Origin of the sequence: Vibrio sp. Vb1980, from assembly GCF_033338615.1 — a bacterium.
Taxonomy (GTDB): Bacteria; Pseudomonadota; Gammaproteobacteria; order Enterobacterales; family Vibrionaceae; genus Vibrio; species Vibrio alginolyticus.
Genome location: NZ_JAWOSZ010000002.1, coordinates 253,663 through 280,643 on the forward strand (window position 1 = coordinate 253,663; position 26,981 = coordinate 280,643).

The window sequence follows — 26,981 nt, forward strand, 5'->3', positions numbered from 1 at the left end:
CTCATCAGTTAGAGGCGCTTTTTAAGGAAGAATAATGACAGAACAAAAAACGTGTGCGTGGGCGATGAATCACCCATTAGAGCGCGAATATCATGATTCCGAATGGGGCGTGCCAGTATATGACGACCAAGTCCTGTTTGAATTTATTACTTTGGAAGGTGCGCAAGCTGGTCTTAGTTGGATCACCATCCTTAAAAAGCGCGAAGGTTACAGAGAAGCGTTCGAGAATTACGATCTAGATGCGTTGGAACAAAGAAATGAAGAACGCACTGAATACATCGTGGAAAACTTCGATGTTGTGAGACATCGCGGAAAGATTAACTCGGTATTCAGTAATGCCAAAGCGGCCAAAGCGTTAATTGCTGAATACGGGAGTTTATCAGACGCGTTGTGGCAGTTCGTGGACGGTGAACCAATCGTCAATCAATGGCAACATATGAGTGACGTACCAGCTTCGACAGAGCAATCCAAAGCCATGAGTAAATTCCTAAAAAAGAAAGGCTTCAAGTTTGTCGGTGAAACCATCTGTTATGCTTTCATGCAAGCCGTCGGCATGGTGGATGACCATATCGTTGGATGTCCTAAAAAGCAGAATAAGTAACGTTTGGCGATTAAGCTAATGTTGTTAGTTCTGGCTATCATGAATACGTTCCAAAGCTTCGATTCGACGCCATTGAGTGGCATTGAAGCTTTGTTTTCTTAAAGCAATGATTTCTGCCTGTTTTTCGTCTTGCCCTAGAAAATCTCTATTCAGAATATTTTGACGCTGCTTTAAGTAAGTGGCGAGTTGAGTCTCAAATGATGCTCTTTGCTCATCAAGCTTTTGCAGCCTCTGCGCTCCGGCATCTCCTACCAGAGCAACACGGGCGATGTACTTATCTTGTGAATCAAGCTGAGAAGCTTGCTCGAGCTGCTCTGCTAATGCGTTATTGCGTTCACTTTCTCGTATGTAATCCGGTTGTTCTGATAACGCTTGATTGAGAAGGTGTGCTTGACTCTCGATATCCGATGCCTGTGTTTTAATCGTCAGCTTTTCTAAAGCAAGTTGGCGAAGTCGGTTTTCTTCGTCAAACAATTGGGTTATCTGCACCTCGTTAAAGTATTGAAGCTGTAAGTTCAGTATTGCTTCATTCAGCATGGTTAACTGTTCAAGCGTTAGGTGGTTGTGCTCAAAAGGCTCTAATGCAGTGAGTGCTTGCTTGTAGGAAAGGTAGGCTTGAAAAAGTGTGGCATCAATATTCAGAGTTTGCTTTGCTAAAGTGTCATCATTAACTTCCGCTTTGATCGTATCGAGATCTTCTTCGCCCAGCCGGCTAAGAGAATATTCGAAGAAGTCTTTTGGGGAAGAGACATCGGCGGCTATATCTTGCTGAGATGGCGAATGGTTAGAGGTTATCTCTTGTTGTTTGTCGCTTTGCAACAGAGAAAGCGCTCCCACGCCAAATATCGAGAGCAGGATAAAAGTGGTGAGAGCGACTTTCTTCATTGTGATGACCTCTTATAAACCTTGAAGTTTGAGACGATTTGCATGTTGGCGATAAAGCGTGACTGGATCGGTTTCAAAAAGATGATGAATACCGAGTAGGCCGTTAATTTCATCCAAATGGTTCATTTGATAATCATCACGTATGACTTTGCCCAAATGTGTGCTGCACGCACCAACTAAGCCATCATTTGGCCCATCAAAGGCTAAGCCAAGTACCATCATGGCAGCGTCAGTCGGATCGAAAACGTTTGTAAAAGTGGATGATCCGGTCCATGAGTAGTAATAAACGCCATTTGAAGCCAGCAAGTCACCATTACCACATTCACTGGTAGGGACTCCCTCAGGGTAGTGTTGGTTAAACGCTAATGATCCTTCCGTGGTTAATGCTGCTAATGAGGCCAAAGGGTCTTGGTCGAGATCAGAACCACCTGATAGAAGATTAATAAGAGTAGTTAAGCCTTGCGCCAGTTTTACCGCGAGCTGCTCACTACCCGAACCCTCAGATACGGTGCCACGAACTAAATCTGCCACTTTAGACCCTTTATTAACGCCTCCTATACTCGTAACTGATGCGACTAGGTCAGGACGGACAGAGGCAACATAGCGCGTTGTTGGACCACCATGACTGTGACCAATGAGATTGACTTTCTCTGCGCCTGTAGCTGCAAGTAAGGTTTCTACTTGAGCAAGCAGTTGCTCCCCTCGAACTTCGCTGCTATTGGTCGCGGATACCTGTGCAACATAAACTTTAGCACCATCTTTTGTTAAGGAATGTGGTATTCCGAAAAAGTAATCAACGCCTGCCAGGGTATCAAAACCAAACAAACCGTGAACCAAGACAATCGGATACTTGGTTTGGGTATAACCTGTTGCAGCGGATACGGAGGTTATTGGGACGGTAATTAAGGTAAAAAGCATTAGCGCTATAAATTTGAGTTTCAAAACTATCTCCTTGTGGTATGACCTCTTATGAATGATAAAAAGTAGGAGAGAAACTCTAAATTTGGAAAGCCTATTTATAGCACATTATTTCATTCTGTGACTGCTCAATTGAAAAACAACACAAATGATTAACATTAATTAATGGCGTGGGTGAATGTTAGTAAATTCTAATTAAGTCAGGGGGTTATAAAAACGCCCCGCAATGCAGGGCGATTCAATCATTGTTATAGGGAGACTTCTTTTTCAAGCATTAAGGCGTTATAACGCGCAAAACCAGTCTCTAAATCAGCGATCAAGTCATTTACGTCTTCTAAGCCAATATGAATACGAACCAAAGTACCTTCAAAGTGTGGGTGAGCTACGGTTCTCAGGCTGTTAAAGCTCTTAGGTTCGTTAGCTAGAATGAGGCTTTCATAACCGCCCCAAGAGTAACCCATACTGAAGTGTTTCATACCATCAAGCAGAGCCGTCGTCGCTTTTGGATAAGACGTTTTGAGAACAAATGAAAACAAGCCGTTTCCACCTGTGAAGTCTCGTTTGAAAAACTCATGGCCAGGGCTTGTTTCTAAAGCTGGATGGCGGACATGATCAACTTCTGGGCGAGAAGCGAGCCACTGAGCGACTTTTAAACTGCTTTCTGCGTGCTGTCTTAGGCGAACATCCAACGTGCGAATACCTCGAAGACCTAGGTATGCGTCGTCAGGAGAAACGCACTGACCCATCAGGTAGCTTTGTTCACGAAGCTGATCCCAATACTTTTCAGAAGCCACAGCAGTACCTAGCATGACATCTGAATGTCCAACAATATACTTAGTTGCCGCTTGAATGGAAATGTCTACGCCATGCTCGAAAGGAGAGAAGTTCACGCCTGCTCCCCATGTGTTGTCAAGCATCACGATGATATCTTGCTCGTGGGCAATGCGCGCTAATGTAGGTACATCTTGGACTTCCATGGTTATTGAACCAGGAGACTCCAAGAAAAGGACTTTGGTATTCGGCTGAATCAAGTCTCGGATACCTTCACCGATCATTGGGTCATAATAGGTGGTTTCGATGCCCATTTTCTTCATTATGGTGTTACAAAAGTCACGAGTTGGTTCGTAACAAGTGTCCACCATTAGAATGTGATCGCCAGTTTCAACGAAAGAGAGGATGGCGTTTGAAATTGCTGCCGTTCCACAAGGGTAAAGCGCGCAACCAGCTCCACCTTCAATCTCAACCATTGCGTCTTGGAAAGCAAAGTGCGTGTTGGTGCCTCGGCGACCATAAAACAACGTTTTGTTTGCACGATTAATGGTGGCTTGGTTCTTTTCTGCAACGGTATTGAATACCACAGTTGAAGCGCGTTGAACGGGTGGGTTTACAACACCATTTGTCCACTTTTTATCGCGGCCAGCGGTAATGAGTTTGGTTTTTTTTCCCTCTGACATAAAAGTTCCCTGTCTTAAATATTGCGGTTTTGAATATTTAAAACATGGACGACGTAGGTTATGCAAGGGAAAAGTCGACTATCAGCCAATAACAGCCAAGATGAACAGGTAATGATGTCGAGAGGTATCGTGTAGATAGGGAGCTAAAAGAACAAACCTCCAGCAGGATGCATGTAGCGCTGGAGGTTTTTTAGTCGGTGTATTTGAGGTATTAGAGGAGTGGGTTGAAGAGATAGAACACTCGCTCTAAGAACCGAGAAAATAGGCTCCTTTTCTCCCACTCTTCCAATACAACAGTGTGAGATTGCTTAATATAGCTATCTTGTAACCAAGACATTTGCTTGGTGAACTCTTCGTCATCAACGGCGAGGGTCACTTCGAAGTTCAGCCACAAGCTGCGCATATCCATGTTTACGGTGCCAACTAAACAGAATTGGTCGTCAATTACGACAGATTTTGTATGCAGCAAACCACCATAAAACTCATAAATCTTGACCCCTGCACTCAAGAGCTCACTATAAAAAGCGCGTGAAGCCCATTGCACCATCATAGAGTCATTTTTATGGGGAATAATGAGTTCAACGTTAATGCCTCGTTGTGCTGTCATCTTTAACGTTTCGAGTAAATCAGCATTGGGCACGAAATATGGTGTTGTGATTCGTACCGAGCGATTGGCTTGGTTTATTGCCAATGTTAATACTTGATAGATCAGATATTCCGGCATACCTGGGCCAGAAGGCACAACCTGAATAGGGTGTTGGAATTCACTCTCATCGATCTTGCATTCAGGTAGTCTTGGTAAATGACGTTCGCCAGTTTCGACTTCCCAATCCCAACAGTGGATGGCACTCAATACGTTTACCGTTGGTCCTGTAATGCGAACCATGATATCCACCCAATGCCCAACGCCACTATTTTGCTTGAAGTAAGCCGGGTCAACCAAGTTCATTGAACCTGTATAAGCAATTTCATCATCAATTACGATGATCTTGCGATGTTGGCGAAGATCAAGACGACGTAAGAAAATACGCCACATCTTCACTTCTAGCGCTTGAATAACTTCAATTCCAGCATCCTGCATCATTCGATACCAAGGACTTCTGAAAAAACGTGGACTACCTGCTGAATCGAGCAATAGTTTGACATCTACGCCGCGTTTAGCCGCTTGAATAAGCGCAGAAGCGACAGAGTCAGCCAAACCACCCGGATGCCAAATGTAGAATACCATTCGAATACTGCTCTGCGCGTTTTCGATGTCTTCAATAATGGAATGCAAAATCTCATTAGGTGACTGTTGCAGCGACAATGTATTACCGCTCAATGCGGGAAGACCAAGGCGGTTGTTACAAAGTTCATCAATTCGGTAGATGTGCCTTCCCATCGTTTCTGGGTTGTGCGCGTTACAGTCGTTAAGCTGACTGAACCACTTCTCGAATGGTGTAAACATCTCTTTCGCACGTTCGGCTCGCTTTCTGCCTAAGTTCAGTTCACCGAAGAGGAAATAACATGCGACACCCAGAACGGGAAGGATATAAATGATCATTAGCCAAGCTAAAGACACGCTCACTGCACGGCGCTTTAAAACGACACGAATGGTCACACCTGCGACCAGTAACCAATATAGCCCGATGCCAGCTAAAGTAAGAAAGTGATAAAACTTGTCCATATACGCTCAGAGTAATATGCCCTTCTAGGATATTAAGCATAAAAGTGGGTTGGGGGAATAGATTTCCCATTTAGACGTGGGATTGACCTTATATGAGGAACGAGTTTCATAACAGCTGATTCTGTTATTTTAATGTGAAAAATAAGGTCATTCTTTAACTTTTGAACAAAAAAGCAGCATTTAACCTGCGTAACTCGACACTTGTGCGATAAATGTACTTTTTTGGGGTTCCAATTTTAAAGGGGAGCTGCTTTACTTTCTAGATATAGTGCGTCGAACGCTTATTTTATAAGTGTACAATAATTTTTACATAAACTTTTTAGACGCCTATCTCTATGCATACACAACAAACTAATTTTGGAGAAAAAGCGTGGCTACAACTAATACAGCAGCACCACGTGATACGTGGGGGTCTAAACTAGGCTTCGTAATGGCAGCAGCGGGTTCCGCTGTCGGTTTAGGCAATATATGGAAATTCCCTTACACAGCAGGTGAGAGTGGCGGCGGTGCATTCGTTGCTATCTATCTTATCTTTGTAATTTTTATCGGCTTTAGCGTGATGCTGACAGAGTTCGCTATTGGTCGTAAGACAGGTCTTTCTGCCGTAGGTGCATTCAAAACAACTGACCGACGCTGGACGTTCACTGGCGTTATGGGAGTTTTCAGTGGTCTTTTGATCATGGGCTTCTACCCTGTGGTTGGTGGTTGGGCATTGGCCTACATCTTTAAAGTGGGCGGTGGTCTACTCAGCGCGCCAGAAGCAATTGGCGACAGCTTTGGCGGTTTCATCTCAGATCCGATTCAACCTTTAATGTGGATGGGTGTTTACCTGTTCCTTAACGTCATGATTGTGATGAAAGGGATTTCGGGTGGTATTGAGAAAGCCGGTAAGGTTCTGATGCCGCTTCTGTTCTTAATCCTAATCGTTGTTTCTGTTAAGGGCTTAATGCTGCCAGGTGCAATGGCTGGCCTTGAGTTCTTATTCATGCCCGACTTTTCTAAAGTCGACAGCAACGTGGTTCTTGCTGCACTAGGGCAAGCGTTCTTCTCACTTAGCTTAGGTATGGGTTGTATGATGACGTACGGTTCTTACCTGAAGAAGAAAGAGAACCTAGTTCAAACAACCGGTATGGTTACAGCGATGGATACTGGTGTCGCGATTCTTGCTGGTGTTGCTATGTTCCCAGCTATGTTTGCCTTTGGCATGGAGCCTGCGGCAGGCCCTGGTCTTGTATTTGTTGTCGTTCCTCAGCTATTTGCTGAAATGGGCGGAGTAATTGGGTTGCTATTCGCGTTGCTATTTTTCATCGGTTTGACGGTGGCGGCATTAACTTCTTCAGTATCATTATTGGAAGTTGTCGTGTCTTACCTAATCGACGAGAAAGGCATGAAGCGCTCTAACGCTGTTCTGTCTGCAAGTGCAGTTATGGCGGCATTATGTATTTTTGCGTCACTATCGTTAGGTGGAATGGGACCAACGCTGTTTGGTACCGGTGCCTTTGATATCTTTGACTTACTAACGGACAAAATCTTCTTAGCGGTTGGTGGTATGTTGGTTTGTATCTTTGCTGGATGGCGCCTAAGCCGTGCTGAGCTAGAAAAAGAGATCACTAATGACGGCGAAGTATCCTTCCCGTTATTTGGATTGTGGTACAACCTAGTTAAATACCTGATTCCTGTTGCGATTGCTATTGTTGCCTTCATGGGGATTAAGTCTGGCTTTGATAGTGGCAAAGGTGAAATCATGCTGCTGGGTATCGCAATCATTGGTCTTGCTGGCATTTTCTCGAAGAAGCTTTAGCAAAGACCTTGGGGGCAAGCCTCGATAGCTTTGTCCGGTAACTTATGTATACTGCTGGCTCCAAACGTGGAGCCAGTTTTTTATGTTCGATATTCTACATACCCATCCCGATTTTCTGATCATCAATAAGCATCCCAACGTCTCTGTTCATAAAGACGATGGCGACACAATGCTGCTGCAAGAAGTGGCTAAGCAGAGTGGTGAGCAGCAGCTCTATCTTATCCATCGCTTGGATAAAATGACATCGGGTATTCTGCTCCTCGGACGCAACGCCAAAGCGGCCAGTGCGTTATCGCAAGCTTTTGCTGACCGCCAAGTGGAAAAGTTCTATCTGGCGATTGGCTCTAAAAAGCCGAAAAAGAAACAAGGTTTGGTCGTTGGTGATATGGAGCGTTCGCGCCGTTCATCATGGAAGCTGGTCAACAGCAAAAATAACCCAGCCGTTACCCAGTTTTTCTCTCTTGCGGCAGAGCCCGGAGAGCGCCTATTTTTATGTAAGCCACACACTGGTAAAACGCATCAAATCCGCGTGGCATTAAAATCGGTTGGCTCAGGTATTGTTGGCGACCCGATTTACAATGCAGGCAATGAGGCTGATCGCGGTTATCTGCACGCATTTTCACTTTGCTTCCAATACCGAGATGAGCAATATCGCTTTGTTTGCGATCCACGAGAATACAAAGTGCTTGGTAACAAATGGCACAGTGAAACCGTCTCTCAGGGTTTGGATACTTGGCTTTCCCCCTGGGAACTGAACTGGCCTACGATCAAATAACCGTCACAAAGAAAACTAATAAGAGAACTCGATGCAAGCATCACAACTTTCGCTGTTTTTTCAGCATCTAGAAACCGAGCTCGCGCAAGCTCCGAATGAAATTCGTCGACTGTTTCATGGTCGTGGTCGTCGTTTTGAGGGCCTAGAGCAAATCACCTGTGACTGGTTACAAGGTCAGTTGATCATCAACTTGTTTAAAGAAGTCGACGACGCGTTTCTCGCTGAGCTGAAAAGCGGCCTCAATGCGTTGGCACTATCACCACTGTGGGCAGACAAGCAAGGTCGCACTATGGTTCTTCAGCACCGTTATGCCGATGGTGCGCCTTCAGAAGTGCTTGTCGGTGAATTAGACGCTCGCCCTGTCGTTGAAGAAAGCGGTTTGAAATACCAATTGGATATTGGCCGCAATCAAAACTTCGGTCTGTTTTTGGACATGCGCTACGGTCGTGATTGGGTACGGGAAAATGCGAAGCATAAAAACGTGCTTAACTTGTTTGCTTACACGTGTGGCTTTTCTGTCGCTGCCATTGCGGGTGGCGCAGATAAAGTGGTTAACGTCGACATGGCAAAAGCGTCGCTGTCTAAAGGTCGTGAGAACCACAAGCTAAATGGTCATAACATCAACCAGGTAAGCTTTATGGGGCACGATATCTTTAAATCGTGGGGTAAGATTAAGAAATCTGGTCAGTATGACTTGATTATCATCGATCCGCCTTCATTCCAGAAAGGCAGCTTTGCGCTGACTAAAGATTACAAAAAGATTTTACGTCGGTTGCCGGATTTGTTGGCAGACGGTGGTCAAGTGATGGCATGTGTGAACTCGCCATCTGTGACAAGCGACTTCTTGATTGAAAGCATGAAAGAAGAAGCGCCAGAGTTGACATTCCGTGAGCGTCTGGATAACCCACCAGAGTTTATGGACGTAGACAGCGAAGCAGCATTGAAAGTGTTGCTGTTTAGCGAGAAGCAATGACGACGAAACGAAAGTTGTACCTATCTATAATACCAGCCGTTTGAGTAAGGCTGGCATCTCCGCGATACCCCGTCAATCTGAATAGCGAGACGCGAGTGTGATTCAGAGTCTATTATCAGAGTGAGTTATTCCTAACACGCTGATATTAGATTCCTGACCTCGCCTAGGCTCGTCGGAATGACGGTAAACAATAAAAGATCGATACCAGCAGCATTAACCGATCTGCACTTCAAGATCCGCTTCGATGGTTGATGAGCAGGCGAGCACATAGCCTTGTTCAATTTCTTCTTGCGTCAATGTTTCTAGGCTGGTGGAAGAGACGTTGCCTTTACGAACCTTGCATTTGCACGAGCCACAAATCCCGCTTCGACAAGCGACGATTAATGGTAAACCTGCGCTTTCGAGCACATCGGCCAGTACCTGACCTTTTTGAGCATCGATGCTTTGAGCAAAATCAGGAACAGAAACGTTAACCGTCTCATCGGAGACCGATGATTCTGCGCCAGTCGCTGGCGTAAAACTCTCTTGGTAGAAGTTCGTCATGTCAAAACCAAGGTCATTCAAATAGCCGTGAACATCTTGCATAAACTGGCTTGGACCACACAGGTAAACGGTGCGCTGTTTGAAATCAGGAACAAGCTCTTTAAGCCAGTCGGCATTCAAACGACCTTGTGGATGCGATGTTCCTTCGCGGTTTTTCAGCAACAACTTTAAATTGAAGTTGGGATACACAGCGTCTAACGTTTCTAGCTGATCGTAGTAAATCGTCTCTTCTGGGCTGCGTGCAATATGAAGAAATGCGATGTCCACATCGTTGTCGTTTTCATCTTGATTACTCAGCCAGTGTTTTGCCATCGAAAATACGGGCGTGACGCCGCAACCTGCACTGATAAGCAAGGCTTTTGTTTCGCCATCACGTAACACGGGTGGATGGTCGATGCAGTTAAATTCGCCTGCTGGTGGTAATGCTTGAACAGTATCACCGAGCAGCAGCGAGTCAACGATGTAGTTCGATACTTTACCGCCAGATACTCGTTTGATGGTGAGTTGAAGGTGATCGTCTTCATTGATCGAGCTGATTGAATAGGCACGAAACTCCATTTTTCCATCAATTTCGACGCCCAAGTTAATAAACTGGCCAGGCTTAAACTGAAACAGAAGTGATTCGGTTAGTTCGGCCAATTTTATGCTGACGGTGTCGTGTGTTTCGAAGTATTTGTCGATGCAACGGAGTGTGACGGGCTGGTTACCTTGCCATTCAAAAAACATAACAATCTCTTTGGTTGTGGCTATTTTTGGTTCGAAATAGATAGCGCCTCCGCGTAAGGAGGCGCGTAACAAGCAAGTTTATTAAGCTGCTAGGATGGCTTTTAGATCATCCTGAACATTGCCAATACTGCGCATATCGAACTTCTCTTGGATGATGGCGATTAGGTTTGGCGTTAGGAATGCCGGTGCAGTAGGGCCTGTGTAAATGCCTTTCACGCCCAATGCAAATAGCGTTAGCAAGATAACGATCGCTTTTTGCTCGAACCAAGAAAGCACAAGCGTGAGTGGCAGTTCATTGATGTCACAGTCAAACTCTTTCGCCAGTGCAAGTGCAAGCTGGATTGCAGAGTAAGCATCGTTACATTGGCCCACATCCAATAGGCGAGGAATGCCGTTGATATCGCCAAACGTATTCTTGTTGAAGCGGAACTTACCACACGCCAAGGTCAGGATTAGCGTGTCTTCTGGTGCTTCAGCCGTAAAATCGGTGTAGTAGCTACGTTCCGCTTTATCGCCGTCACAACCGCCGACTAGGAAGAAGTGCTTGATGTTGCCTTGCTTCACTTGGTCGATAACCGCAGGGGCGGCGTTCATCAGTGCATTTCGACCAAAACCAACCGTGATGTGGTGTTCGATTTCATCGTGTTGGAAACCATCTTGCGCTAGAGCACATTCAATCACTTGGCTAAAATCATCGCCTTCGATGTGAGCCACACCAGGCCAGCCAACAATACTACGAGTGAATAAACGGTCTGCGTATTGACCCACATTTGGATTCAACAAGCAGTTTGACGTCATTACGATTGCACCAGGGAAGTTGGCGAATTCTTTCTGCTGGTTTTGCCATGCGCTGCCGTAGTTACCGACAAGATGAGAGTATTTCTTCAGCTCAGGGTAGCCGTGTGCAGGCAGCATTTCACCATTGGTGTAAACGTTAATGCCTTTGCCTTCGGTCTGTTGCAGGATTTTTTCTAGGTCATGCAAATCATGGCCAGAAACAAGAATACATTTACCTTTTACTGGCTTGACGTTCACCGTGGTTGGTTCTGGATGGCCGAAGGTCGTTGTTTCACCTTGGTCGAGCATTTCCATCACTTTGTAGTTCATCAGGCCAATGCGCATTGAGCAATCAAGTAGTTCGCCAAGATCTTCAGGGTCTGTGCCCAACCACGCCATGATTTCATGGTATTCGGCATAGATATCGTTGTTGGTTTGCTCAAGAACACGTGCGTGCTCCATGTATGCTGCGGCACCCTTAAGGCCGTATAGGCAAAGTAGGCGTAGGCCAATCACATCTTCATGTACTTGGTCCTTACCACGGTTAACCGCGACTTGAGGAGCAAAAGCTAAGATTGCTTCTGCGCTTTTTGGTAGCTCAAAGTGAGCAACAACAGGGATGTCAGCAACTTCGGTATCGGCGAGTGTTGCAGCAGACATTACTTGCTCTTTTAGCAATGCTTTGTACGTTGCCGCTTGAGAAGTTAGCTCTAGGACACGTTCAGGGTCAAAGTTTACGTTCGTCAATGTAGAGAAAAATGCCTTTGGTGCCCATTGGTTGATTTCATCGTTAATGATGTTGAATTCAAGTGCTTTTGATGCCCAAAAAGAAACCCCTTGCAGTGTGTAAACCAACACGTCTTGAAGGTCAGATACTTCAGAAGTTTTACCACACATACCTTGTGCAAAAGAACAACCTTTAACAGCAGGGGTTTGAATTGTCTGTTCACATTGAATACAGAACATATTGGGTTCTCCAGTGATTGTTTTAATAGTCGTGATGTTGACCACTAGAGAGCAGAATGTGTGCCAATTGTTATCTTGTTGATTTGCATTGGATTTTATCAGATTTAGGAGAGTGGTTGATGTAATTAAGACAACGCAGTTGATGTCTTAATCACATCGGCTTCTTGTAGTCGGTTATTTATTGATCCCGAGCTTTTTACCCATCCGATATAAGTTCCCACGATCCATTTGTAAAAACTCCGCTGCTTTTGCCCAAACCCCACCAGTTTGGCTCAAAGCATGTTCAATTAAATCACGTTGATAACTTTCTATTAGCTCTCGCATTGGCTGGCTTTCTTTAGGCAGATAATGCGATGTGTTTTTTACATCATCGAGAGCCAATGAGGTGTCGAAATGGTTAAGCATGATCGTGCTTGCGCCTTGTTGAATGGCGTGTAAAGCCGCGCGAGTTAAAGTGTGTTCGAGCTCGCGTACGTTTCCGTACCAAGGTGAAGACTCCAGTTGAGCCAACACCTTAGGGTGAACGTGCAGGTTGGGCGCATTAAATTGTTGGCGTACTTTTTCTAACAGGTATCCTGCTAAAACGGGAATATCCCCGTCACGGGCACGCAGTGGGGGGACTTGGATTGGGAACACGTTTAAACGGTGGAAAAGGTCTGCTCGAAACGTGCCAGCTTCGACCTCTTTTTCTAATTGTCGATTGGTCGCGGCGATGATGCGCACATTGACCATCAAATGCTGATCGCTACCCACACGTTGCAGCTCGCCTTGCTGAATTACGCGCAGCAATTTTGCTTGCAAAATCATAGGCAGTTCGCCCACTTCATCAAGGAAAATCGTTCCACCGTCTGCCAGTTCAAACTTACCGGCACGGTGGCTATTAGCACCTGTAAATGCGCCTTTGACATGGCCAAACAGTTCACTCTCAGCCAGACCTTCAGGCAGGGCCGCACAGTTGACGTAAATCATCGGCTTATCGCTACGATGAGATTGCGCGTGTACCGAGTGCGCGACCAGTTCTTTACCAGTACCGGTCTCTCCTGTGATAAGTACTGCGTAATCTGATTGAGCAACAGTCGCAATGTTGTTTCGTAACTGGTTGATCTGTGGACTCAACCCCACCATTTCTCCATGTTGAGAACGGGCTTGCTGGATAAGGGTTTGAGTGACGCTTTTTTGCTTCTGGTTTTGCGCTTTGAGCGCTTTTAACTGAGCAATGTTACGCAATGTCGCAGCGGTCAAAGCCGCAAAGGTTTCGATAGCGACAGGATCGATGCTATCAAACGCGCCCACCGTTAGTGCATCCATAGTTAGTGCGCCAACAAGTTGGCCTTCGACATACAAGCTAAAGCCCATGCAATCGTGAACATCAATGCATTGGTCTTCAGTTAATAGTGTGCCGTCGAAAGGATCCGGCAGTGAACAATCGGCATCGAAACGCACCGGTTCACGGCTATGAATAATGGCATCTAAGCGAGGGTGCGCCTTGGGGAAATAGCGACGACCTAAGACCGAGCTGGATAAGCCTTTTACCGCGACAGGAGTTAGAAAACCATCCTCATCGAAGATAAACAGGCAGCTCGCATCACATGGGAATACTTGCGCGACCCCATCAATGAGGTTTTGATATTGCTGCTCGTGAGAGCGATTTGAGCTGAGGTTTAGCGCGATATTAAGGAGTACGTGGTCAACAGTCGGAGTCATAACAAGCCCAAAGTTATCTGGAATGGGCTCATGCTAGCAACTTGATGTCATTTGAACATCGAAAGGTGTGGGAGATTGATGTTCCATTGACGACGATCAAGTTTGATACGAAAAGAAACGCGCAAGTTAACAAGCCAGTGATGTAAGCTTGCGCGGGTTAGGTGTTTGAATTAAAGCAGGCCAAAGGTTTGGTTCGTCCGAATTAACGAGGAACGACTCTGGCGTCATTACCAGAAACATTGATTTGGACCGCTTGGCCTGGTTGGAAAATCATGTTTGGATTTGCTTCTTGAACAATAGAGATAATCTTTCCGTCCTCTAAACGAATGGTCAGATTCACGCCATTTCTTTTCGCGGTTGCTTCAGCCGCTTTGCTGCCTGCATAGCCACCCAATAGACCACCACCAATGGCAGCGATATCCGAGCCAGAACCGCCCCCAACTTTTGAGCCTAAGATCCCGCCCACGGCAGCACCAGCGATGGTGCCAATGGCATTGGATTGGGTAGAGGCATCAATGGTTACGGGTTCTACTTTTTCTACTGTGCCGTAGTAAACCTGCTGAACTTTGCGAGTGTCGGATGAGCCGTATGCATCTCCGTACGGGTTAGGTGAGCTACAGCCGCCAAGCACGAGCGCACAAGTAATGGTGAGCAACATGCCTAAATTAATCTGTTTTTTCATATAGCCTCCGAATGGTTTCTTCATTCAAAGAGTATATACCCCAATTTAACCTGCGTTTTGGTGCTTTATAAAACAGTGGCTTAGCGGCTTGTCCCTTAAGGAAACGCGATTGTCTAAGCAGTATTAATGATCGTTAAGCGTATGAAACCCTGAATAAATACGTGTAAAAGTAGTAAACCAGCATGCCGCGCCAAAGATATACGCGATGACGGCAAAGTGTTGCGGTAGCAAACAAAATAAAACCAAGCAGCCAATGGTTTCTGTACCTTCGGTTAAGCCGCTCATGTAGTAAAGCGATTTGTTTTTATATACCGGATTATCGATGCCTTGTTTTCCTGCCATGATGGCAAAAGCCAAAAAGCTACTACCAGTGCCGATGAAGGAAAAAATCAAAAATGCGCCTGCAACGGCATTGTGCTCTGGGTTGGCAAGCACAAAGCCAAAAGGAATCAACGAATAGAACAAAAAATCTAAGCTGATATCAAGAAAACCACCCGCATCGGTAATGCCTTGAATCCTCGCCAGTGCACCGTCTAACCCATCACAGATTCTGTTCAGCAAAATAAACAGCAACGCCAACAAGTACTGTTCGGCGATCAAAGCCGGCAGGGCAAAACAGCCAAGTACAAAACCAAACACTGTCGTCTGATTTGCAGTGATACCACATTTATCGAGATATTTCGCACTGAGTGCCAGCGGTTTGCGGATGAGCTTTATACTCAGGCTATCAAGCATGATTTGTCTCCCACGGCCAGTTTAGGCAGCTGCTGCCATCAGGAATATCGTCTTCATCGTGCGTTACCATCAAAGTAGGGATGTTCGCTTGCTGCAATTGTTCGACCACCCAATTGCGAAATTGCACGCGCAGGTCTTTATCCAGCTTGCTATAGGGCTCATCAAGTAGCGCAACTTTTGGCTTTGCTAGCAGCATACGAGTCAATGAGATACGGGCACGTTGCCCTCCCGAAATTTGGTCAGGAAAGGACTCTGCTAGTTTGGTCAATGAAATGTTCTTCAGTGCTTGCATAGCGTGAGCTTTACGCTCTTCACCTTTGATTGAGTTTGGTAGCGCGAAGGCAAGGTTCTCCCACACCGTTAAATGAGGGAAGAGCAAATCTTCTTGGAATAGAATACCGACCTGACGCTTATGGGCAGGGAGGGCATCCAACTTTTCGTTATCAAGCGTAATGGATCCAGAGTAGTTGAACTCGGCGGATAGGTGCCCGGCAATGGCATCCAACAAAGTGGATTTACCACAACCGCTAGGCCCCATCAGGGTAACGATTTCACCTTTTTCTACGGTCATGTTGAACGCTGAAAAAAGCGCGTCGCCATTGGTTTTACGGATGGCGAGGTTTTCGAGACAAAGACTCATTCAGTAGTAAACCTTTTATAGACAAGCGGCGATACTTCCTGTGCAAGTGGCTAAGCAGTATCGCAAAAGAAAAGAACAAGAATGGCAGCAGAGCTTGCCAAATGGCGTAAATAGCGGTGACACGTCGGTCAAAACCACTGGATAGTGCAACGGCTTCGGTTGTGATGGTGCTAATGCGCCCAGCCCCTAGCACCAATGTTGGTAGGTATTGCGCCAGGCTGACACTAATACCGACAGCCCACGCGAATGCAATTGCAGGCAGGAGGATTGGCAGTTTCACTTTTAACCAAGCTTGCATCGGTGATTTACCCAAGCTGAGTGCGACGCGAGTTAAGCCGTTATCGAAGCTGCGCCACGGACCGTCTAGCGAGAGGTAAATAAATGGGAACGCAAAGAATACATGCGCCCAACATACCCAAAAGAAATACGCATTACTGTTTAAGTACAGCGTCACTACTTGCATACCGAATAGCACGGATAGCTGAGGAATCAGCATTGGGATGGCGATGATGTAACCGGGCACCTGCCAGCGATAACGGAGACGATACTCATGTGCTATTAAAGCAAGAACTAGCGCGACAGTCGCGCTGATTAGGGCGATTGACATACTTTGTTCTAGAGTCCCTAGAATACTGTGCCATTCGTATTCCCAAAAACGCAGGCTGTAACGGCTTGGGAGCAAATCTGGAAAGCGCCAACGTTGGGCAAAGCTCCACAGCACCATGAGTGGAATCATTAGAAGTGCAAGTAGCGCGACCAGTGAAAATAGGGTTTTACCGGGTAAACGAAACCCGTTTCGACCAGAGTACTGCCAGCGTTTGAAGCCTTTGGTAATACACCATTCCATTAAGCGTGCAAATCCAATCAAAACGCTAGCGATCGCAAACAGTATTACTGCGCCAGCGGCAGCTCTTGGTAGGAGCGATAAATCTGGATCGTTAAACCATTGCCATACCAAAACCGCAAACGTGGGTGGGTTGGTAGGGCCAATAATCAGGGCGACATCGACAACGGACAAACTGTAAGCCAATACCGCCAGCATTGGGAAACGAAGTTTTGCTAACCATTGCGGAAATACGCATTTCCACCACGCTTGCGCGGAACTGTAGCCCATCGAGTGACTGACTTTTTCAACCTTATCGACTTTCAATTGCTGAAGGATCGGAATACTCATCAACAATAAAAACGGCACTTCTTTAATCGCAAGTATGATGATCAAACCGAGTGCATGTGGGTCCTTAATCAGCAATGCTAAGTCATTCACCGTTTGTGCATTCGGGTCGTAACCAAACAGTTGGTTGAGAACACGAACGCCCATACCAGTTGGGGCAAACAAGAACGCAAAGCCAATTGCAAACGCGACGTGCGGCATCGCGAGAAGTGGGGAAAGGCTAACTTCAATTTTTCGCCAAAACTTACTGCCCCAAGAGGCTTGTAGAATTGCAAATGCGATGAAGCAAGCCAAGTAGCTACTGAAAATGGCGGAGTAGAAAGTAAGCCCGATGGATGTCCAAACACCTTCCCAATCAAAGACGGCATTGAAGCCATCAAAAGAAAAGTGGTGTAGACCGATAGGAGGTACATAACCGAGCGCAGAGACCACCACTCCAAGTAGTCCCGGAATGGTAGGCAAAATACAAACTGAGATAATGACTAAATACAGCGCTCTTAACATGGATTCTTACTAATTCCCGTAGCGTTTCAACCATTCTTTTTCCAACGCCGCTTGCCAACTTGGATGTGGCTCAGCGATAGATTTGAATTGTTGAGTGTTTTTGGCCGAACCAGTTAAGTATTGGTTGCTTAGTACCGAAGGGTCGCCCCAGATGTTTAGGTTACCTTTGCGAGACTGTGCTTCAGGGCTCAATAAAAAGTTTATCGCAACTTGTGCACCAGCACTGGCATTTGCGTTCCAAGGAATCGCTAAAAAGTGGATATTTGAGAGTGCTCCTGCGTCCATTGCGTACGCTTTGGTGCTCTCTGCAAGATTACCGCTCGACTGCGCAGAGAAAACCGCGTTCGGGTTAAAGGTAATCGCCAGGTCAGTCTGACCATCATCTAGTAGCTGAAGGGTTTCTGCTGTACCGCCTGGAAACTGCTTACCACCGCGCCAAGCGACTTTATGGAACTCATCTAGATAAGACCACAGCGGTTGAGTGACTTGCTCAAACGTGTTATCGGTAACTGGTTGTTGCAGCTCAGGGGCGTTGTTAGACAGTTCAATGAGTAATGCTTTGATAAAGCTTGTGCCATGAAACTCTGGTGGTCGAGGGTAAGTCAGGCGATTCGGGAACGCTTTTGCATAGCTCAGCATTTCTGCGAATGATTTTGGAGGGTTATGGAGGGTTTGCTCGTCATGGATAAACACTAATTGTCCTACTCCCCAAGGTGCTTCTAGACCTTCTGTTGGCTCGGAGAAGTCCACATCAATTGGTAGAGATTTATCCACATATTGCCAGCTTGGCAAACCTTCGACAAAAGGACCAAATAGCAATTGGTTATCCTTCATTGATTTGAAGTTTTCGCCATTGATCCAAACCATATCAACACTGCCACCGCTGTTTTTGCCTGCCGCTTTTTCTGCGATAAGTCGAGTAGTGGTCTCAGAAATATCAGTTACTTTAACGTGGTTTAGCGTCACGTTATAACGTGATTTTAGCTCTCTACTCGCCCACTGTATGTAGCGATTAATTTCTTGGCTTCCGCCCCAAGCATGAAAGTAGACGGATTGCCCGTCGGCTTGTTGTTCGATTTTTTGCCATTCGCTATTCACTGATGAATCGGCAAAAGAAGGTGTCGCAAAAGTCGTGGCTAAAATGCCAATGCTGCTGAGTAGCTTTTTCATATCTATTCCGTGTTATGTCTTTTGGTGCTTGCTTTCGTTTCTATTGACGTTTTCGCAAGTCGTTCCGCTCTGTTACAAGGATAGTAATTCATCTCTCTCTATTATCAATGCCAATCCCAAACGGAATCACTCATTGATTCAAAGAATTACTCTCAATGTGAAGCAAAACGAAGAAAGGACAAATTTGGTGTCATTTTAGGAGCGGACCGTTTGTTTGAGGATATTCTTTCAAGTAATTGAAAATTATTGTCCCCAGAGATATGAATAGGTTGTTTTACAGAGCAAAATTGATGTTTAAAGCATGGAATTGAGGGCGAAAAGAGAAAGAAAGTTGGCCATTTAAATGACTTTGGCATGCATGACTAACGATTCATCGATATAAAAAAAGCAGCCGTTTGGCTGCTTTAAGATACTATCTGGTTTACTTAGTTGGGATTAGTTTACCCAGTCACGTAGTGTAAACGTCAATTCGTGATCGGCACTTTTCAGAACAAGACCATCTGTAGTTAGCGTGATATCGCTCCAGTTAGATAGTGTTTGTGTCATTGCGTTTTCGATCTTCATTTGATCTTCCATACACATCTTCATGGTCATGCCCATTTTTTCGATGCGTAGTTGGTTGTTTTTCAGCTCGGCTTGACCGAAGAAGTTGTTACAACCTGCGTTGCCGTTTGCGGTTAGATTTTCACCGATTTCTAGGCGAGCCGCTTTTTGGTGTTCGTCTAGAACGATATTTTTGCCATCAACTTGAACAAGTTCCCAGTTGTGGTGCTGCAAATCTTGAGCCGTTATTTCTTTCACATCATCACCGTTGCTAGCACAAGCAGTCATAAGAACAGGGAGAGAGATTGCTGTAACTAACGTTTTTAGGCTAAGCTTCATTTTATAGACTCCGTTTTTATAAACGCGGTAAGTATAAGTAATAAAACACTGTTTTTGTCAGCATAAGGTTATGGTTTCGTATGTTTTTGACATAACGAAGCATATAGCAAGTTTTGTTGCTGACTAATCTTCTCATTATTTAAACTAGGCCAATACGCCCTAATATGGAAAGAGCGGTTTTAGTATGGAGCAACTGGAGTTTTTTACTGTCCCAAGCCCTTGTGTTGGAGTATGTACCTCCGATGAAAAAGGGTATTGCAAGGGGTGTATGAGAAAGAGAGAGGAAAGGTTTAATTGGCTTAACTTAACCCCCGCTCAGCAGTTGCACGTTATTAAGTTGTGTCGTCAAAGGTACAGAAGAAAGATGTTGGCAGGGAAGACGAAGCCAGAACAGCTTCAAGATGAGTCATCGCCTCAACAAGACTTATTCTAGAACTCTTGTTCAGTCTGTGGGGTTACGCCTTCGCTTTCGGTTCTGATTAGGCTTTTACATATTCCCGGTCCGGCAAGGTGTCCTTTAAGAACCGGGAATCTCCTATCTATTTTCCCTATAAAGCGGTAATTGGCGTTATTTCATCGACCAACGGTCGCTAACCCAGCCTCCCGCTTGTTCGTCGAAGTGATTTCCTGAAAATCGATGATTGAATTCAACATCTAATTTACTTGTTGGGCGTTCATCCATGAGTTGATGAATGTATCTCGCCATAGGATCCGTACAAGCTTCACGCTCTCTACGGGTAACTACTTCTTTGATCATTTGGAGTCTGTAGCTATTGCTGGCTCGTTTCATTTTTGACCTCCAGAACTCGATGGCAGCAGTTTGAACACATTGACGTCCAGATCGCTGCTCATTAGTGTGCGCGTGGAGGCACATCACCATCGTTTGAAGTCCAAAGACAAATTGTTTGAGAGCAGTGTTTGTAACGCCATTCACATCTTTCTCAGAATCATTGACTGTGCGATTGAAAATGTTTCGCGAAATTTAGCCGATGAACCTGCATATTTAAAAGACCTTATCAAACATAGAAGCCCAACACAGGGGCGTCAATAACACAAATGAACAATTTTTGAACATATTGTGAAGGTGGAGAGTTTTCAGTAATTTATCGAAAATAAAAAACCGAAGCACAAAGCTTCGGTTTTAAGGAAAGCCCTGACGAAATTGCTTGTAAAAGCTCTTAGCGCCAGGGGTAAGGTGTTGAGTATTAGCTACCAGTTGCAGGACAGCCTTTTACTGGTTGGCCATTACTGAAGTATTTGATGTTCTCTAAGTTCTTGTCGTAGTTATCCGCAGAGATTTGTGGGTTGTTTACGAAGAACTCGCGCAAAACGTATGCATCAGTTAGCTGTGTAGATTGAACATCGATGATTGGATAGTTATCGCCACCAGCAGCACTGAAGCTGATTACAGAGAATGTGTACGTTTCGTTTAGATCGAAGCCTTTATTGTTAATATCGGTAATGGTTACTGAGCCAGCATCACAATTTACATCTAAAGTGATGTTATCTAGTTGAGCGTAAGCACCAGAGCCTGCAGATTTCGTCGCAACCACATCTAAGTATTCTTTAACTTCTTTACCTGTCATAGTTGCTTTAGTCACGAAGTTACCAAATGGCTGAACCGTTAGTACGTCACGGTAAGTGATATCACCATCTTGGATTGAATCACGCACGCCGCCAGAGTTCATCACACCAAAGTCAGCATTTACCGTTTTGTAAGTACGGTATGCCTCGCCGAGTAGGTGACCTAGGTTAGTTTGTTGAGAGCGAACTACGTTACGATCACCTTCTAACTTACCCGTCGTATTAGAAATCTTCTCATCTAATAACTCTTGACCTTGTTGTTGGTATGGCAGTAGTAACGCTTTTACCGTTGCATCTTGTTGAATTCGTTCACCGATAACTTCATCGTTTTCGTCTAGAAGGTTTACAGGAATCAGTGCGTAATTCGCTAAGTGAAGCTTGCCGTCGTAGTATTCGAAGTCTGCACGACCCACATATTTACCCCACTCATGCGCTTGCATAATCCAAGTGCCTTTTTGTTGGTCTGGGGCACAATCATCCCCAGGTTTGAAATCAGCATACTCATTGGTACCTGGTTCCATACATACAGGGTTTTGCGAGTGACCACCGATGATAGCGTTTAGCTGTCCTTCTTCAAGAGAGCGAACGAGTTTCACGTCACCTGGTGCTTCACTACCGTTTTTACCATCTTCGTAGTGACCCATGTGCGTCGTTGCAAATACTAGGTCTACCTTTTCGTTCTCTTCGATTTCCTTCAGTACCTTTTTGATTTCTACTTGAGGGTCTTCGAAGTGGATGTTTGATACGTTGTCTGGATTGACTAGCTTCGCAGTGTCTTGCGTTGTTAGACCAATAACAGCGATCTTAAGGCCGTTGATAGTAAATACTTTGTAAGGGGCGAAGTAACGCTCGTTTGTATCTTTTTTATAGATATTCGCAGCCAGCATAGGGAAGTCAGCTAGCTCGGCTTGCATATCGAGAATATCTAGTGAGTTATCAAATTCGTGGTTACCGACAGCCATTGCATCGTAACCAAGTAGGTTCATCCCTACGAAGTCTGGAACCGCATCTTGCATGTCTGATTCTGGTACACCGGTATTAATATCACCGCCAGATAGCAGAATGGTTTCACCGCCTTTTGCTTCGACTTCTGCGCGGATAGATTCGATTAAAGTGTGACGCGCAGCCATGCCGTATTCGCCGTCGCTGTTATGCCAAAAGCGACCATGGTTATCGTTAGTGTGGAGAACGGTGAACTTAGTACAAGAATCTGCAGTCTCGCAGGTTACTGGAGAATTGTCGCTGTCTGAGCCGCATCCTGCTAGCGCAGCGCCCACTGCCACTACCAAAAGAGATTTGGAAAACTTCATAAGGGATCCTTTCTTTGTGATTTTGTTATTGTTACGGCGTGAAATATACGGAATTAATGTGAAACTTTAGTGATCTATCTCTTATTTATACTTCTATCGGAGAAATGAATTAATAAGCCTGCAAACTACGTCTATAAATAAACAGAATTGGTATTTAGTATTTATTTTATATCGCTAGCTCTATTTTTTGTGAGGTAGTTAATTGAATGTGTGTTGTTTGTGTGAATCAATGCGCATTTTTACGAAGTATTACGCTGATTTTTGGTGATTATTTTGCCAAGTTTATGTTTTTCCTAATAGGTATGACACAAATCGTTATAAATTTTCGCTCTAATGATGAGGGGCTCGGTTTGTATGCATAATGAACAGTACAGAGCTTAAACTCATTTGATCATGGCTTTATTCTGCCAAACTCTATCAAAAATTGTATTTATCTCTTTACTATAATTGCGATCGTTTAGAAACCTTATGCTTTAGGCATCGTTTATTTATCCTCATCCGATACCTTATCGTGCTTATTCCGAATTTGACACTCGAGTGTTTAAACAAATAGATTCAACCTAATGAGTCAAAATGAAAAGTAAATAATGGATCGTTCTTCTTCGAATATTATGATGTGAACTATCATTTAATTAATGAAAATGAAATAGATTAATGTAAAGCGTTGCGACTGTAGCCGTTATCTTTGAGCTTTGGTTTAAAGGGTAGGGTTAAAAGAATTTGTAAGTGGTGAACGCTAATAAAGGATGCTTATGAGATACACAGTAAGGGACGCACTCAAAAAGGAAGCAGCCCAAATCGCCAAGATACACGTTGATTCTTGACAGGTGGCGTATAAAGGATTAATGCCAAAGAGCTACATAGAGCAGTTTACGATTGAGCGTCGAGAAAGGATGTGGGCACGAGTGATGACGGAGCAACTGGCCCAATTGATCGTAGTTGAGAGGCAAGGAGAAATTGTTGGCTTTTTAAGTTACGAGTTACCTAACCACACCAGCGAAGATAAAACGGCATTAGTGACATGTTGCTACGTTACGCCGCTACATTATGGGCAAGGAGCAGGAAGTGCACTGTTAGATGAGTTAGAGACACGTTTGCTCTCTACGTCAGTTATGCAGATCAGTTTGAAAGCACTGGATACTAATCAACAGGGGCTTAACTTTTACAAGAAGTGTGGTTTTGTGCGTACTGGAGAGGAAGAGTCGGAAGTGATTGAGAGTATGACGCTGACCGATCTCACTTTAGTGAAGTATATTGCCCGCTCATAAATCAAATGCTATATGCCAAATATAGTAAAACCCCGGAGGTGGTAAGACTCCGGGGTTTTGAAATTTTTTAGATGTCTCGGTTGGTAAGTCCGATTATCTTTTATGCAAAAGGTTTGGATTTAATCCGATTAATTCCTTGGTAGGGAATTAGATACGGATGAAGTCCATGTGTTCAACTTTTGGCTTGAACGCGTGACGTTGAACGTCTTGTGGCTTAACTTTAACTTCTTTGCCATCGATAACTAGAACGATGCCTTCGTAGAATTCAGGCTTGTCCATTTGGTTTACGATGTCGTCGTGGTTAAGAACGATAGCTACTGCTGCTTCTTCACCGCCGTATACAACTGCAGGGAATTTTCCAGCGTGACGTAGGCGGCGGCTCGCACCTTTACCTAGTTCAGTACGTACTACTGCTTCGAATTTCATAGTATTTACTCTCAAATTAGTAAAAATCAAATGTTCACAATCAACAATGCGACCTTGTTGTTCGTGGTAAAGCTTGAAACAGGAACTGTTCAAGCGAGCGCGGATACTATCATTCCACTTATAAATGGGCAACCCAAATCGTATCCAAATCAACAAAAAGGTATGATTTAGCGGGGTGGAAGGCTATCCCTTTTAACGCTTTGCTTGGATTTTGTTCACATCGACTTCATTTTCATCGGTTTACTGATCATGGTCCGAAAAACAAAGTTTATGTGTTATATGCTTTATGTTCGGCTGAGATGTAAGACTAAAGATGCTTTTAATCCACCTAAAGCGCTTGTATCCAATGTTAATTGACCTCGGTAACTGTGTGCCATTTCACTGACTATGTTTAGACCAAGACCTGAGCCAGGGGTTGTTTCATCCAATCTAACTCCTCTCTTGATTACTTGACTCAGTTTCTCTTTAGGGATGCCTGGCCCATCATCTTCAATAATGATGTGTATATTTTCCTTATCCTGAGAGGAGTGCACACGAATCATGCTGTTGGCCCACTTATAGCCATTTTCTAGCAAGTTACCTAGCATTTCATCGAGATCGGTCTGCTCTACTGCTACATTCAGCTCTGAATCAAGTTCATTAATTAAGGTAATGCTTCGGCTCGCATACACTTTATCAAACGCCATTGAGATAGCGTCCACACGATCTGCTGGGTTCGACTTCACTGATAATATGTTCATCGATCCGGCCATACGGGCACGACCCAAATGGTAATCGATATGGTCTTGTATTTGATTGATTGGAGCTCGGAGACGGGATTGTGCCTCAGGTTCTAACGTCTGAACTTCATTTTTTAGAACAGAAAGTGGCGTTTTAAGTGCATGAGATAGGTTACCTGCATGATTGCGAGCTCTCTCTAGTAATTCTTGGTAATGGAACAGCAGAGCATTGAGGTCGAAGATTAGAGGAGAAATCTCTTTTGGGTAGGTTTCTTCTAGACTCTTTTTATTACCAGACTTCAGCTCGGCTAATTCTTTTTGTAGCTTTGTAAGCGGACTCAATGACCAAGCAATTTGCAGTAAAATGACCGTAAGCACGCCCGCGAATAATAAACCCAAAATAAGCCAAAGTTGGCCGATTAACGTCTGAAGGGTATTTTTAATGGGCTCTTCGTCAATACCAATAATAATGTGAATAGGACCATCGTAATCAGGAAGATACAGCGCTTTTTCTAGCGTAATTAGTTTTTCGCCTCTTGCTCCATACGCATCTTTATCCAAACCTTTGTATTCGATTTTTTTGTCCCACAAAGAACGAGAACGTTCGAGGCTTGCCTCTGTAGAGGCACTCCAATACAAACCACTGTAAGGTCGGTTAAATCGAGGGTCTGATAGCTGAGCTGTGAGTGAAAGATGCCCGGTGTTATCGACTTCTAACTGTGCGGCGACTTCATCCATAAAAATGCTGAGCTGTGAGCGAGTGTCATCAACCATATAGTTGTAGACCTGCGTCGGTATCGTCACACCAGCGGCGAGGATCATTGCCGTTAACCAAACGATCGCCGCTAAAACGAGGCGACTTTTGATACTCAGTCGTTTTATTGCGTTTAACGGTAGCCTGTTTCTATTCGGCATTTAATTGGTATCCCAACCCTCGGACAGTTTTGATGATCTTTGGTGCGATTTTTTTACGAATTCGGCCGATAAAAACTTCGATTGTGTTGGAGTCACGATCAAAGTCTTGTTTGTAAATGTGCTCGACGAGTTCGGTTCGAGAAATCACTTTTTCCGGGTTATGCATAAAGTAAGCGACCACTTTATACTCTAGCGCCGTCAAGCTTACCGCTTGACCTTGCCACATGACTTTAGAAGTGCGTGTATCCAAGCTCAAGTCGCCAATTTGCATCACAGGAGAGGCATTACCAGAGGCTCTTCGCAGCTGTGCACGAATACGAGCGATAAGCTCAACCATTTCAAATGGTTTAGTTAGGTAATCGTCTGCACCTGCGTTTAAGCCTTCAACTCGCTGCGTTAGGGTGTCGCGAGCGCTTAAAATCACGACAGGAGTATTAATGTTTTCATCTCGGATGCCTTTTAGGACGGTAAGACCATCCAGTTTTGGCAAGCCGAGGTCGAGAACAATGGCGTCCCATTCTTCCGAAGTCGCGCGATACAGAGCGTCTATGCCATCTTGGGACAATTCTGGTACCCAGCCGGTACTTTCTAATGTTTCGATGATTTGCTCGCCTAAACGAGGATCATCTTCAACAACAAGTATTTTCATATTGATGATTCTTATTATGTTTGGATTTTTATCGAAGTAAGTTACGCATCGTGTCTGGATTACGCATTAGACAAGTTTAGTTGTTTTGCGGCTTTAACGCTTTGTTAAAGCTGCGACCTTTGATCTCAAGCATTTCCAGCGTGGCGGCGTCGTACTCAACTTTCAGGACGCTATTGTTGTACAGAATTTTCAATTCATACACCCAAGCATCATCATCTTCTTCAAGCTCGACCTTGATGATGCGGCCGTATAAGTCGTTTTCTACTGCGGCGTAAAGTTCCGAAAATGGTCGTATATATCCTTGTTGAACCGCGCGGTAGACCTCATCTTGATCTTCATCGAATTCGATGCGTGTTCCTGGCTTTTCGACATCTTGCACGATGGCGTGGCCATTTTGTGATGTGTACTCGTTGTCATGCTTGGCAAAACTTGGTGCACACATGAATGTCGCAATAAGGCCGAAAAGTAACGCAGAATGTAGAGAAGTCGTTGCTTTATACATAGTCAAACCTTTTCTGGAGCGTTAGCCGCAGTATA

25 protein-coding genes are annotated in these 26,981 nt (G+C 44.7%); 6 read left to right on the top strand and 19 right to left on the bottom strand.

Features of this window, described 5'->3' with window-relative positions:
- The first annotated feature begins 34 nt into the window (after nucleotides 1-34).
- The gene (locus R7F64_RS04390) at nucleotides 35-601 is read left to right on the top strand and encodes a DNA-3-methyladenine glycosylase I (RefSeq protein ID WP_053303202.1); all 567 of its coding nucleotides are present in this window, start codon (nucleotides 35-37) and stop codon (nucleotides 599-601) included.
- Between the two features lie 24 nt (nucleotides 602-625).
- Here R7F64_RS04390 and R7F64_RS04395 read toward each other — a convergent pair whose 3' ends face one another.
- The 4 genes from R7F64_RS04395 to cls form a co-directional block, all read right to left on the bottom strand.
- The gene (locus tag R7F64_RS04395; protein ID WP_053303201.1) at nucleotides 626-1,486 is read right to left on the bottom strand and encodes a lipase secretion chaperone; all 861 of its coding nucleotides are present in this window, start codon (nucleotides 1,484-1,486) and stop codon (nucleotides 626-628) included.
- Between the two features lie 12 nt (nucleotides 1,487-1,498).
- The gene (locus tag R7F64_RS04400) at nucleotides 1,499-2,404 is read right to left on the bottom strand and encodes a triacylglycerol lipase (RefSeq protein ID WP_318071539.1); all 906 of its coding nucleotides are present in this window, start codon (nucleotides 2,402-2,404) and stop codon (nucleotides 1,499-1,501) included.
- A gap of 248 nt (nucleotides 2,405-2,652) precedes the next feature.
- On the bottom strand, nucleotides 2,653-3,858 hold the full coding sequence (locus R7F64_RS04405; protein WP_238966584.1) for a cystathionine beta-lyase: 1,206 nt from the start codon (nucleotides 3,856-3,858) through the stop codon (nucleotides 2,653-2,655).
- Nucleotides 3,859-4,069: 211 nt separating this feature from the next.
- Nucleotides 4,070-5,524 (bottom strand): cardiolipin synthase, encoded by a 1,455-nt coding sequence (gene cls / locus R7F64_RS04410; RefSeq protein ID WP_017820861.1) that lies wholly within the window; start codon nucleotides 5,522-5,524, stop codon nucleotides 4,070-4,072.
- Nucleotides 5,525-5,954: 430 nt separating this feature from the next.
- Here cls and R7F64_RS04415 point away from each other — a divergent pair, with 430 nt between their 5' ends.
- The 3 genes from R7F64_RS04415 (at nucleotide 5,955) to R7F64_RS04425 (ending at nucleotide 9,073) form a co-directional block, all read left to right on the top strand.
- Entirely contained in the window at nucleotides 5,955-7,325 is a 1,371-nt protein-coding gene (locus R7F64_RS04415; protein ID WP_042522154.1) for a sodium-dependent transporter, read from the top strand.
- Nucleotides 7,326-7,407: 82 nt separating this feature from the next.
- Nucleotides 7,408-8,100 (top strand): TIGR01621 family pseudouridine synthase, encoded by a 693-nt coding sequence (locus R7F64_RS04420; RefSeq protein ID WP_017634666.1) that lies wholly within the window; start codon nucleotides 7,408-7,410, stop codon nucleotides 8,098-8,100.
- A 31-nt stretch (nucleotides 8,101-8,131) separates the two neighbouring features.
- On the top strand, nucleotides 8,132-9,073 hold the full coding sequence (locus R7F64_RS04425) for a class I SAM-dependent methyltransferase (RefSeq protein ID WP_318071485.1): 942 nt from the start codon (nucleotides 8,132-8,134) through the stop codon (nucleotides 9,071-9,073).
- A 213-nt stretch (nucleotides 9,074-9,286) separates the two neighbouring features.
- Here the strand turns inward: R7F64_RS04425 and R7F64_RS04430 are convergent, their stop codons facing one another.
- From R7F64_RS04430 to R7F64_RS04470, 9 genes are all read right to left on the bottom strand, one after another.
- Nucleotides 9,287-10,342 carry a hybrid-cluster NAD(P)-dependent oxidoreductase gene (locus R7F64_RS04430; RefSeq protein ID WP_213986662.1) on the bottom strand — a complete coding sequence of 352 codons (1,056 nt, stop codon included), beginning with the start codon at nucleotides 10,340-10,342 and terminating at the stop codon, nucleotides 9,287-9,289.
- Nucleotides 10,343-10,423: 81 nt separating this feature from the next.
- Complete coding sequence (gene hcp / locus R7F64_RS04435; protein ID WP_182016155.1) at nucleotides 10,424-12,085, bottom strand: hydroxylamine reductase; 1,662 nt, start codon at nucleotides 12,083-12,085, stop codon at nucleotides 10,424-10,426.
- 174 nt (nucleotides 12,086-12,259) lie between these two features.
- On the bottom strand, nucleotides 12,260-13,789 hold the full coding sequence (gene norR, locus R7F64_RS04440; protein ID WP_213870488.1) for a nitric oxide reductase transcriptional regulator NorR: 1,530 nt from the start codon (nucleotides 13,787-13,789) through the stop codon (nucleotides 12,260-12,262).
- 202 nt (nucleotides 13,790-13,991) lie between these two features.
- Nucleotides 13,992-14,471 (bottom strand): glycine zipper 2TM domain-containing protein, encoded by a 480-nt coding sequence (locus R7F64_RS04445; protein ID WP_005386695.1) that lies wholly within the window; start codon nucleotides 14,469-14,471, stop codon nucleotides 13,992-13,994.
- Between the two features lie 123 nt (nucleotides 14,472-14,594).
- Nucleotides 14,595-15,206 (bottom strand): CDP-alcohol phosphatidyltransferase family protein, encoded by a 612-nt coding sequence (locus R7F64_RS04450; RefSeq protein WP_054577935.1) that lies wholly within the window; start codon nucleotides 15,204-15,206, stop codon nucleotides 14,595-14,597.
- A complete protein-coding gene (locus R7F64_RS04455; RefSeq protein WP_065274385.1) occupies nucleotides 15,199-15,846 on the bottom strand; it encodes an ATP-binding cassette domain-containing protein in 648 nt (215 codons plus the stop codon). The genes R7F64_RS04450 and R7F64_RS04455 overlap by 8 nt, the downstream gene beginning before the upstream one ends.
- Nucleotides 15,812-17,521, bottom strand: coding sequence for a thiamine ABC transporter permease (locus tag R7F64_RS04460; protein ID WP_318071486.1), 1,710 nt, complete (start codon nucleotides 17,519-17,521; stop codon nucleotides 15,812-15,814). The genes R7F64_RS04455 and R7F64_RS04460 overlap by 35 nt, the downstream gene beginning before the upstream one ends.
- A 9-nt stretch (nucleotides 17,522-17,530) precedes the next feature.
- Nucleotides 17,531-18,691, bottom strand: a complete 1,161-nt coding sequence (locus tag R7F64_RS04465; RefSeq protein WP_158173801.1) for an ABC transporter substrate-binding protein — start codon at nucleotides 18,689-18,691, stop codon at nucleotides 17,531-17,533.
- Nucleotides 18,692-19,126: 435 nt separating this feature from the next.
- A complete protein-coding gene (locus R7F64_RS04470; RefSeq protein ID WP_042522007.1) occupies nucleotides 19,127-19,573 on the bottom strand; it encodes an META domain-containing protein in 447 nt (148 codons plus the stop codon).
- 184 nt (nucleotides 19,574-19,757) lie between these two features.
- On the opposite strand from R7F64_RS04470, the gene R7F64_RS04475 reads away from it, so the two are divergent.
- Nucleotides 19,758-20,006 (top strand): DUF1289 domain-containing protein, encoded by a 249-nt coding sequence (locus tag R7F64_RS04475; RefSeq protein WP_005378062.1) that lies wholly within the window; start codon nucleotides 19,758-19,760, stop codon nucleotides 20,004-20,006.
- 135 nt (nucleotides 20,007-20,141) lie between these two features.
- Here the strand turns inward: R7F64_RS04475 and R7F64_RS04480 are convergent, their stop codons facing one another.
- On the bottom strand, nucleotides 20,142-20,363 hold the full coding sequence (locus tag R7F64_RS04480; protein WP_005386686.1) for a hypothetical protein: 222 nt from the start codon (nucleotides 20,361-20,363) through the stop codon (nucleotides 20,142-20,144).
- Between the two features lie 415 nt (nucleotides 20,364-20,778).
- On the bottom strand, nucleotides 20,779-22,467 hold the full coding sequence (gene ushA / locus R7F64_RS04485; protein WP_258623560.1) for a bifunctional UDP-sugar hydrolase/5'-nucleotidase UshA: 1,689 nt from the start codon (nucleotides 22,465-22,467) through the stop codon (nucleotides 20,779-20,781).
- An 845-nt stretch (nucleotides 22,468-23,312) separates the two neighbouring features.
- Between ushA and R7F64_RS04490 the strand changes: the two genes are divergently transcribed.
- The gene (locus R7F64_RS04490) at nucleotides 23,313-23,735 is read left to right on the top strand and encodes a GNAT family N-acetyltransferase (RefSeq protein ID WP_021033829.1); all 423 of its coding nucleotides are present in this window, start codon (nucleotides 23,313-23,315) and stop codon (nucleotides 23,733-23,735) included.
- A 147-nt stretch (nucleotides 23,736-23,882) separates the two neighbouring features.
- Here the strand turns inward: R7F64_RS04490 and rplY are convergent, their stop codons facing one another.
- From rplY to R7F64_RS04510, 4 genes are all read right to left on the bottom strand, one after another.
- Nucleotides 23,883-24,161 (bottom strand): 50S ribosomal protein L25, encoded by a 279-nt coding sequence (gene rplY, locus R7F64_RS04495; protein ID WP_005378066.1) that lies wholly within the window; start codon nucleotides 24,159-24,161, stop codon nucleotides 23,883-23,885.
- 284 nt (nucleotides 24,162-24,445) lie between these two features.
- Nucleotides 24,446-25,795 (bottom strand): ATP-binding protein, encoded by a 1,350-nt coding sequence (locus R7F64_RS04500; RefSeq protein WP_025766856.1) that lies wholly within the window; start codon nucleotides 25,793-25,795, stop codon nucleotides 24,446-24,448.
- On the bottom strand, nucleotides 25,785-26,444 hold the full coding sequence (locus R7F64_RS04505) for a response regulator transcription factor (protein WP_005378073.1): 660 nt from the start codon (nucleotides 26,442-26,444) through the stop codon (nucleotides 25,785-25,787). The genes R7F64_RS04500 and R7F64_RS04505 overlap by 11 nt, the downstream gene beginning before the upstream one ends.
- A gap of 76 nt (nucleotides 26,445-26,520) precedes the next feature.
- Entirely contained in the window at nucleotides 26,521-26,886 is a 366-nt protein-coding gene (locus tag R7F64_RS04510; RefSeq protein ID WP_372036143.1) for a PepSY domain-containing protein, read from the bottom strand.
- Between the last annotated feature and the right edge of the window lie 95 nt (nucleotides 26,887-26,981).

What these genes read in the sequence shown, in the direction of transcription:
- R7F64_RS04390 (WP_053303202.1), top strand. Translation starts at nt 35, where the DNA reads ATGACAGAACAAAAAACGTGTGCGTGGGCGATGAATCACCCATTAGAG.
- R7F64_RS04395 (WP_053303201.1), bottom strand. Translation starts at nt 1,486, where the DNA reads ATGAAGAAAGTCGCTCTCACCACTTTTATCCTGCTCTCGATATTTGGC.
- R7F64_RS04400 (WP_318071539.1), bottom strand. Translation starts at nt 2,404, where the DNA reads ATGCTTTTTACCTTAATTACCGTCCCAATAACCTCCGTATCCGCTGCA.
- R7F64_RS04405 (WP_238966584.1), bottom strand. Translation starts at nt 3,858, where the DNA reads ATGTCAGAGGGAAAAAAAACCAAACTCATTACCGCTGGCCGCGATAAA.
- cls (WP_017820861.1), bottom strand. Translation starts at nt 5,524, where the DNA reads ATGGACAAGTTTTATCACTTTCTTACTTTAGCTGGCATCGGGCTATAT.
- R7F64_RS04415 (WP_042522154.1), top strand. Translation starts at nt 5,955, where the DNA reads ATGGCAGCAGCGGGTTCCGCTGTCGGTTTAGGCAATATATGGAAATTC.
- R7F64_RS04420 (WP_017634666.1), top strand. Translation starts at nt 7,408, where the DNA reads ATGTTCGATATTCTACATACCCATCCCGATTTTCTGATCATCAATAAG.
- R7F64_RS04425 (WP_318071485.1), top strand. Translation starts at nt 8,132, where the DNA reads ATGCAAGCATCACAACTTTCGCTGTTTTTTCAGCATCTAGAAACCGAG.
- R7F64_RS04430 (WP_213986662.1), bottom strand. Translation starts at nt 10,342, where the DNA reads ATGTTTTTTGAATGGCAAGGTAACCAGCCCGTCACACTCCGTTGCATC.
- hcp (WP_182016155.1), bottom strand. Translation starts at nt 12,085, where the DNA reads ATGTTCTGTATTCAATGTGAACAGACAATTCAAACCCCTGCTGTTAAA.
- norR (WP_213870488.1), bottom strand. Translation starts at nt 13,789, where the DNA reads ATGACTCCGACTGTTGACCACGTACTCCTTAATATCGCGCTAAACCTC.
- R7F64_RS04445 (WP_005386695.1), bottom strand. Translation starts at nt 14,471, where the DNA reads ATGAAAAAACAGATTAATTTAGGCATGTTGCTCACCATTACTTGTGCG.
- R7F64_RS04450 (WP_054577935.1), bottom strand. Translation starts at nt 15,206, where the DNA reads ATGCTTGATAGCCTGAGTATAAAGCTCATCCGCAAACCGCTGGCACTC.
- R7F64_RS04455 (WP_065274385.1), bottom strand. Translation starts at nt 15,846, where the DNA reads ATGAGTCTTTGTCTCGAAAACCTCGCCATCCGTAAAACCAATGGCGAC.
- R7F64_RS04460 (WP_318071486.1), bottom strand. Translation starts at nt 17,521, where the DNA reads ATGTTAAGAGCGCTGTATTTAGTCATTATCTCAGTTTGTATTTTGCCT.
- R7F64_RS04465 (WP_158173801.1), bottom strand. Translation starts at nt 18,691, where the DNA reads ATGAAAAAGCTACTCAGCAGCATTGGCATTTTAGCCACGACTTTTGCG.
- R7F64_RS04470 (WP_042522007.1), bottom strand. Translation starts at nt 19,573, where the DNA reads ATGAAGCTTAGCCTAAAAACGTTAGTTACAGCAATCTCTCTCCCTGTT.
- R7F64_RS04475 (WP_005378062.1), top strand. Translation starts at nt 19,758, where the DNA reads ATGGAGCAACTGGAGTTTTTTACTGTCCCAAGCCCTTGTGTTGGAGTA.
- R7F64_RS04480 (WP_005386686.1), bottom strand. Translation starts at nt 20,363, where the DNA reads ATGAAACGAGCCAGCAATAGCTACAGACTCCAAATGATCAAAGAAGTA.
- ushA (WP_258623560.1), bottom strand. Translation starts at nt 22,467, where the DNA reads ATGAAGTTTTCCAAATCTCTTTTGGTAGTGGCAGTGGGCGCTGCGCTA.
- R7F64_RS04490 (WP_021033829.1), top strand. Translation starts at nt 23,313, where the DNA reads ATGCCAAAGAGCTACATAGAGCAGTTTACGATTGAGCGTCGAGAAAGG.
- rplY (WP_005378066.1), bottom strand. Translation starts at nt 24,161, where the DNA reads ATGAAATTCGAAGCAGTAGTACGTACTGAACTAGGTAAAGGTGCGAGC.
- R7F64_RS04500 (WP_025766856.1), bottom strand. Translation starts at nt 25,795, where the DNA reads ATGCCGAATAGAAACAGGCTACCGTTAAACGCAATAAAACGACTGAGT.
- R7F64_RS04505 (WP_005378073.1), bottom strand. Translation starts at nt 26,444, where the DNA reads ATGAAAATACTTGTTGTTGAAGATGATCCTCGTTTAGGCGAGCAAATC.
- R7F64_RS04510 (WP_372036143.1), bottom strand. Translation starts at nt 26,886, where the DNA reads ATGTGTGCACCAAGTTTTGCCAAGCATGACAACGAGTACACATCACAA.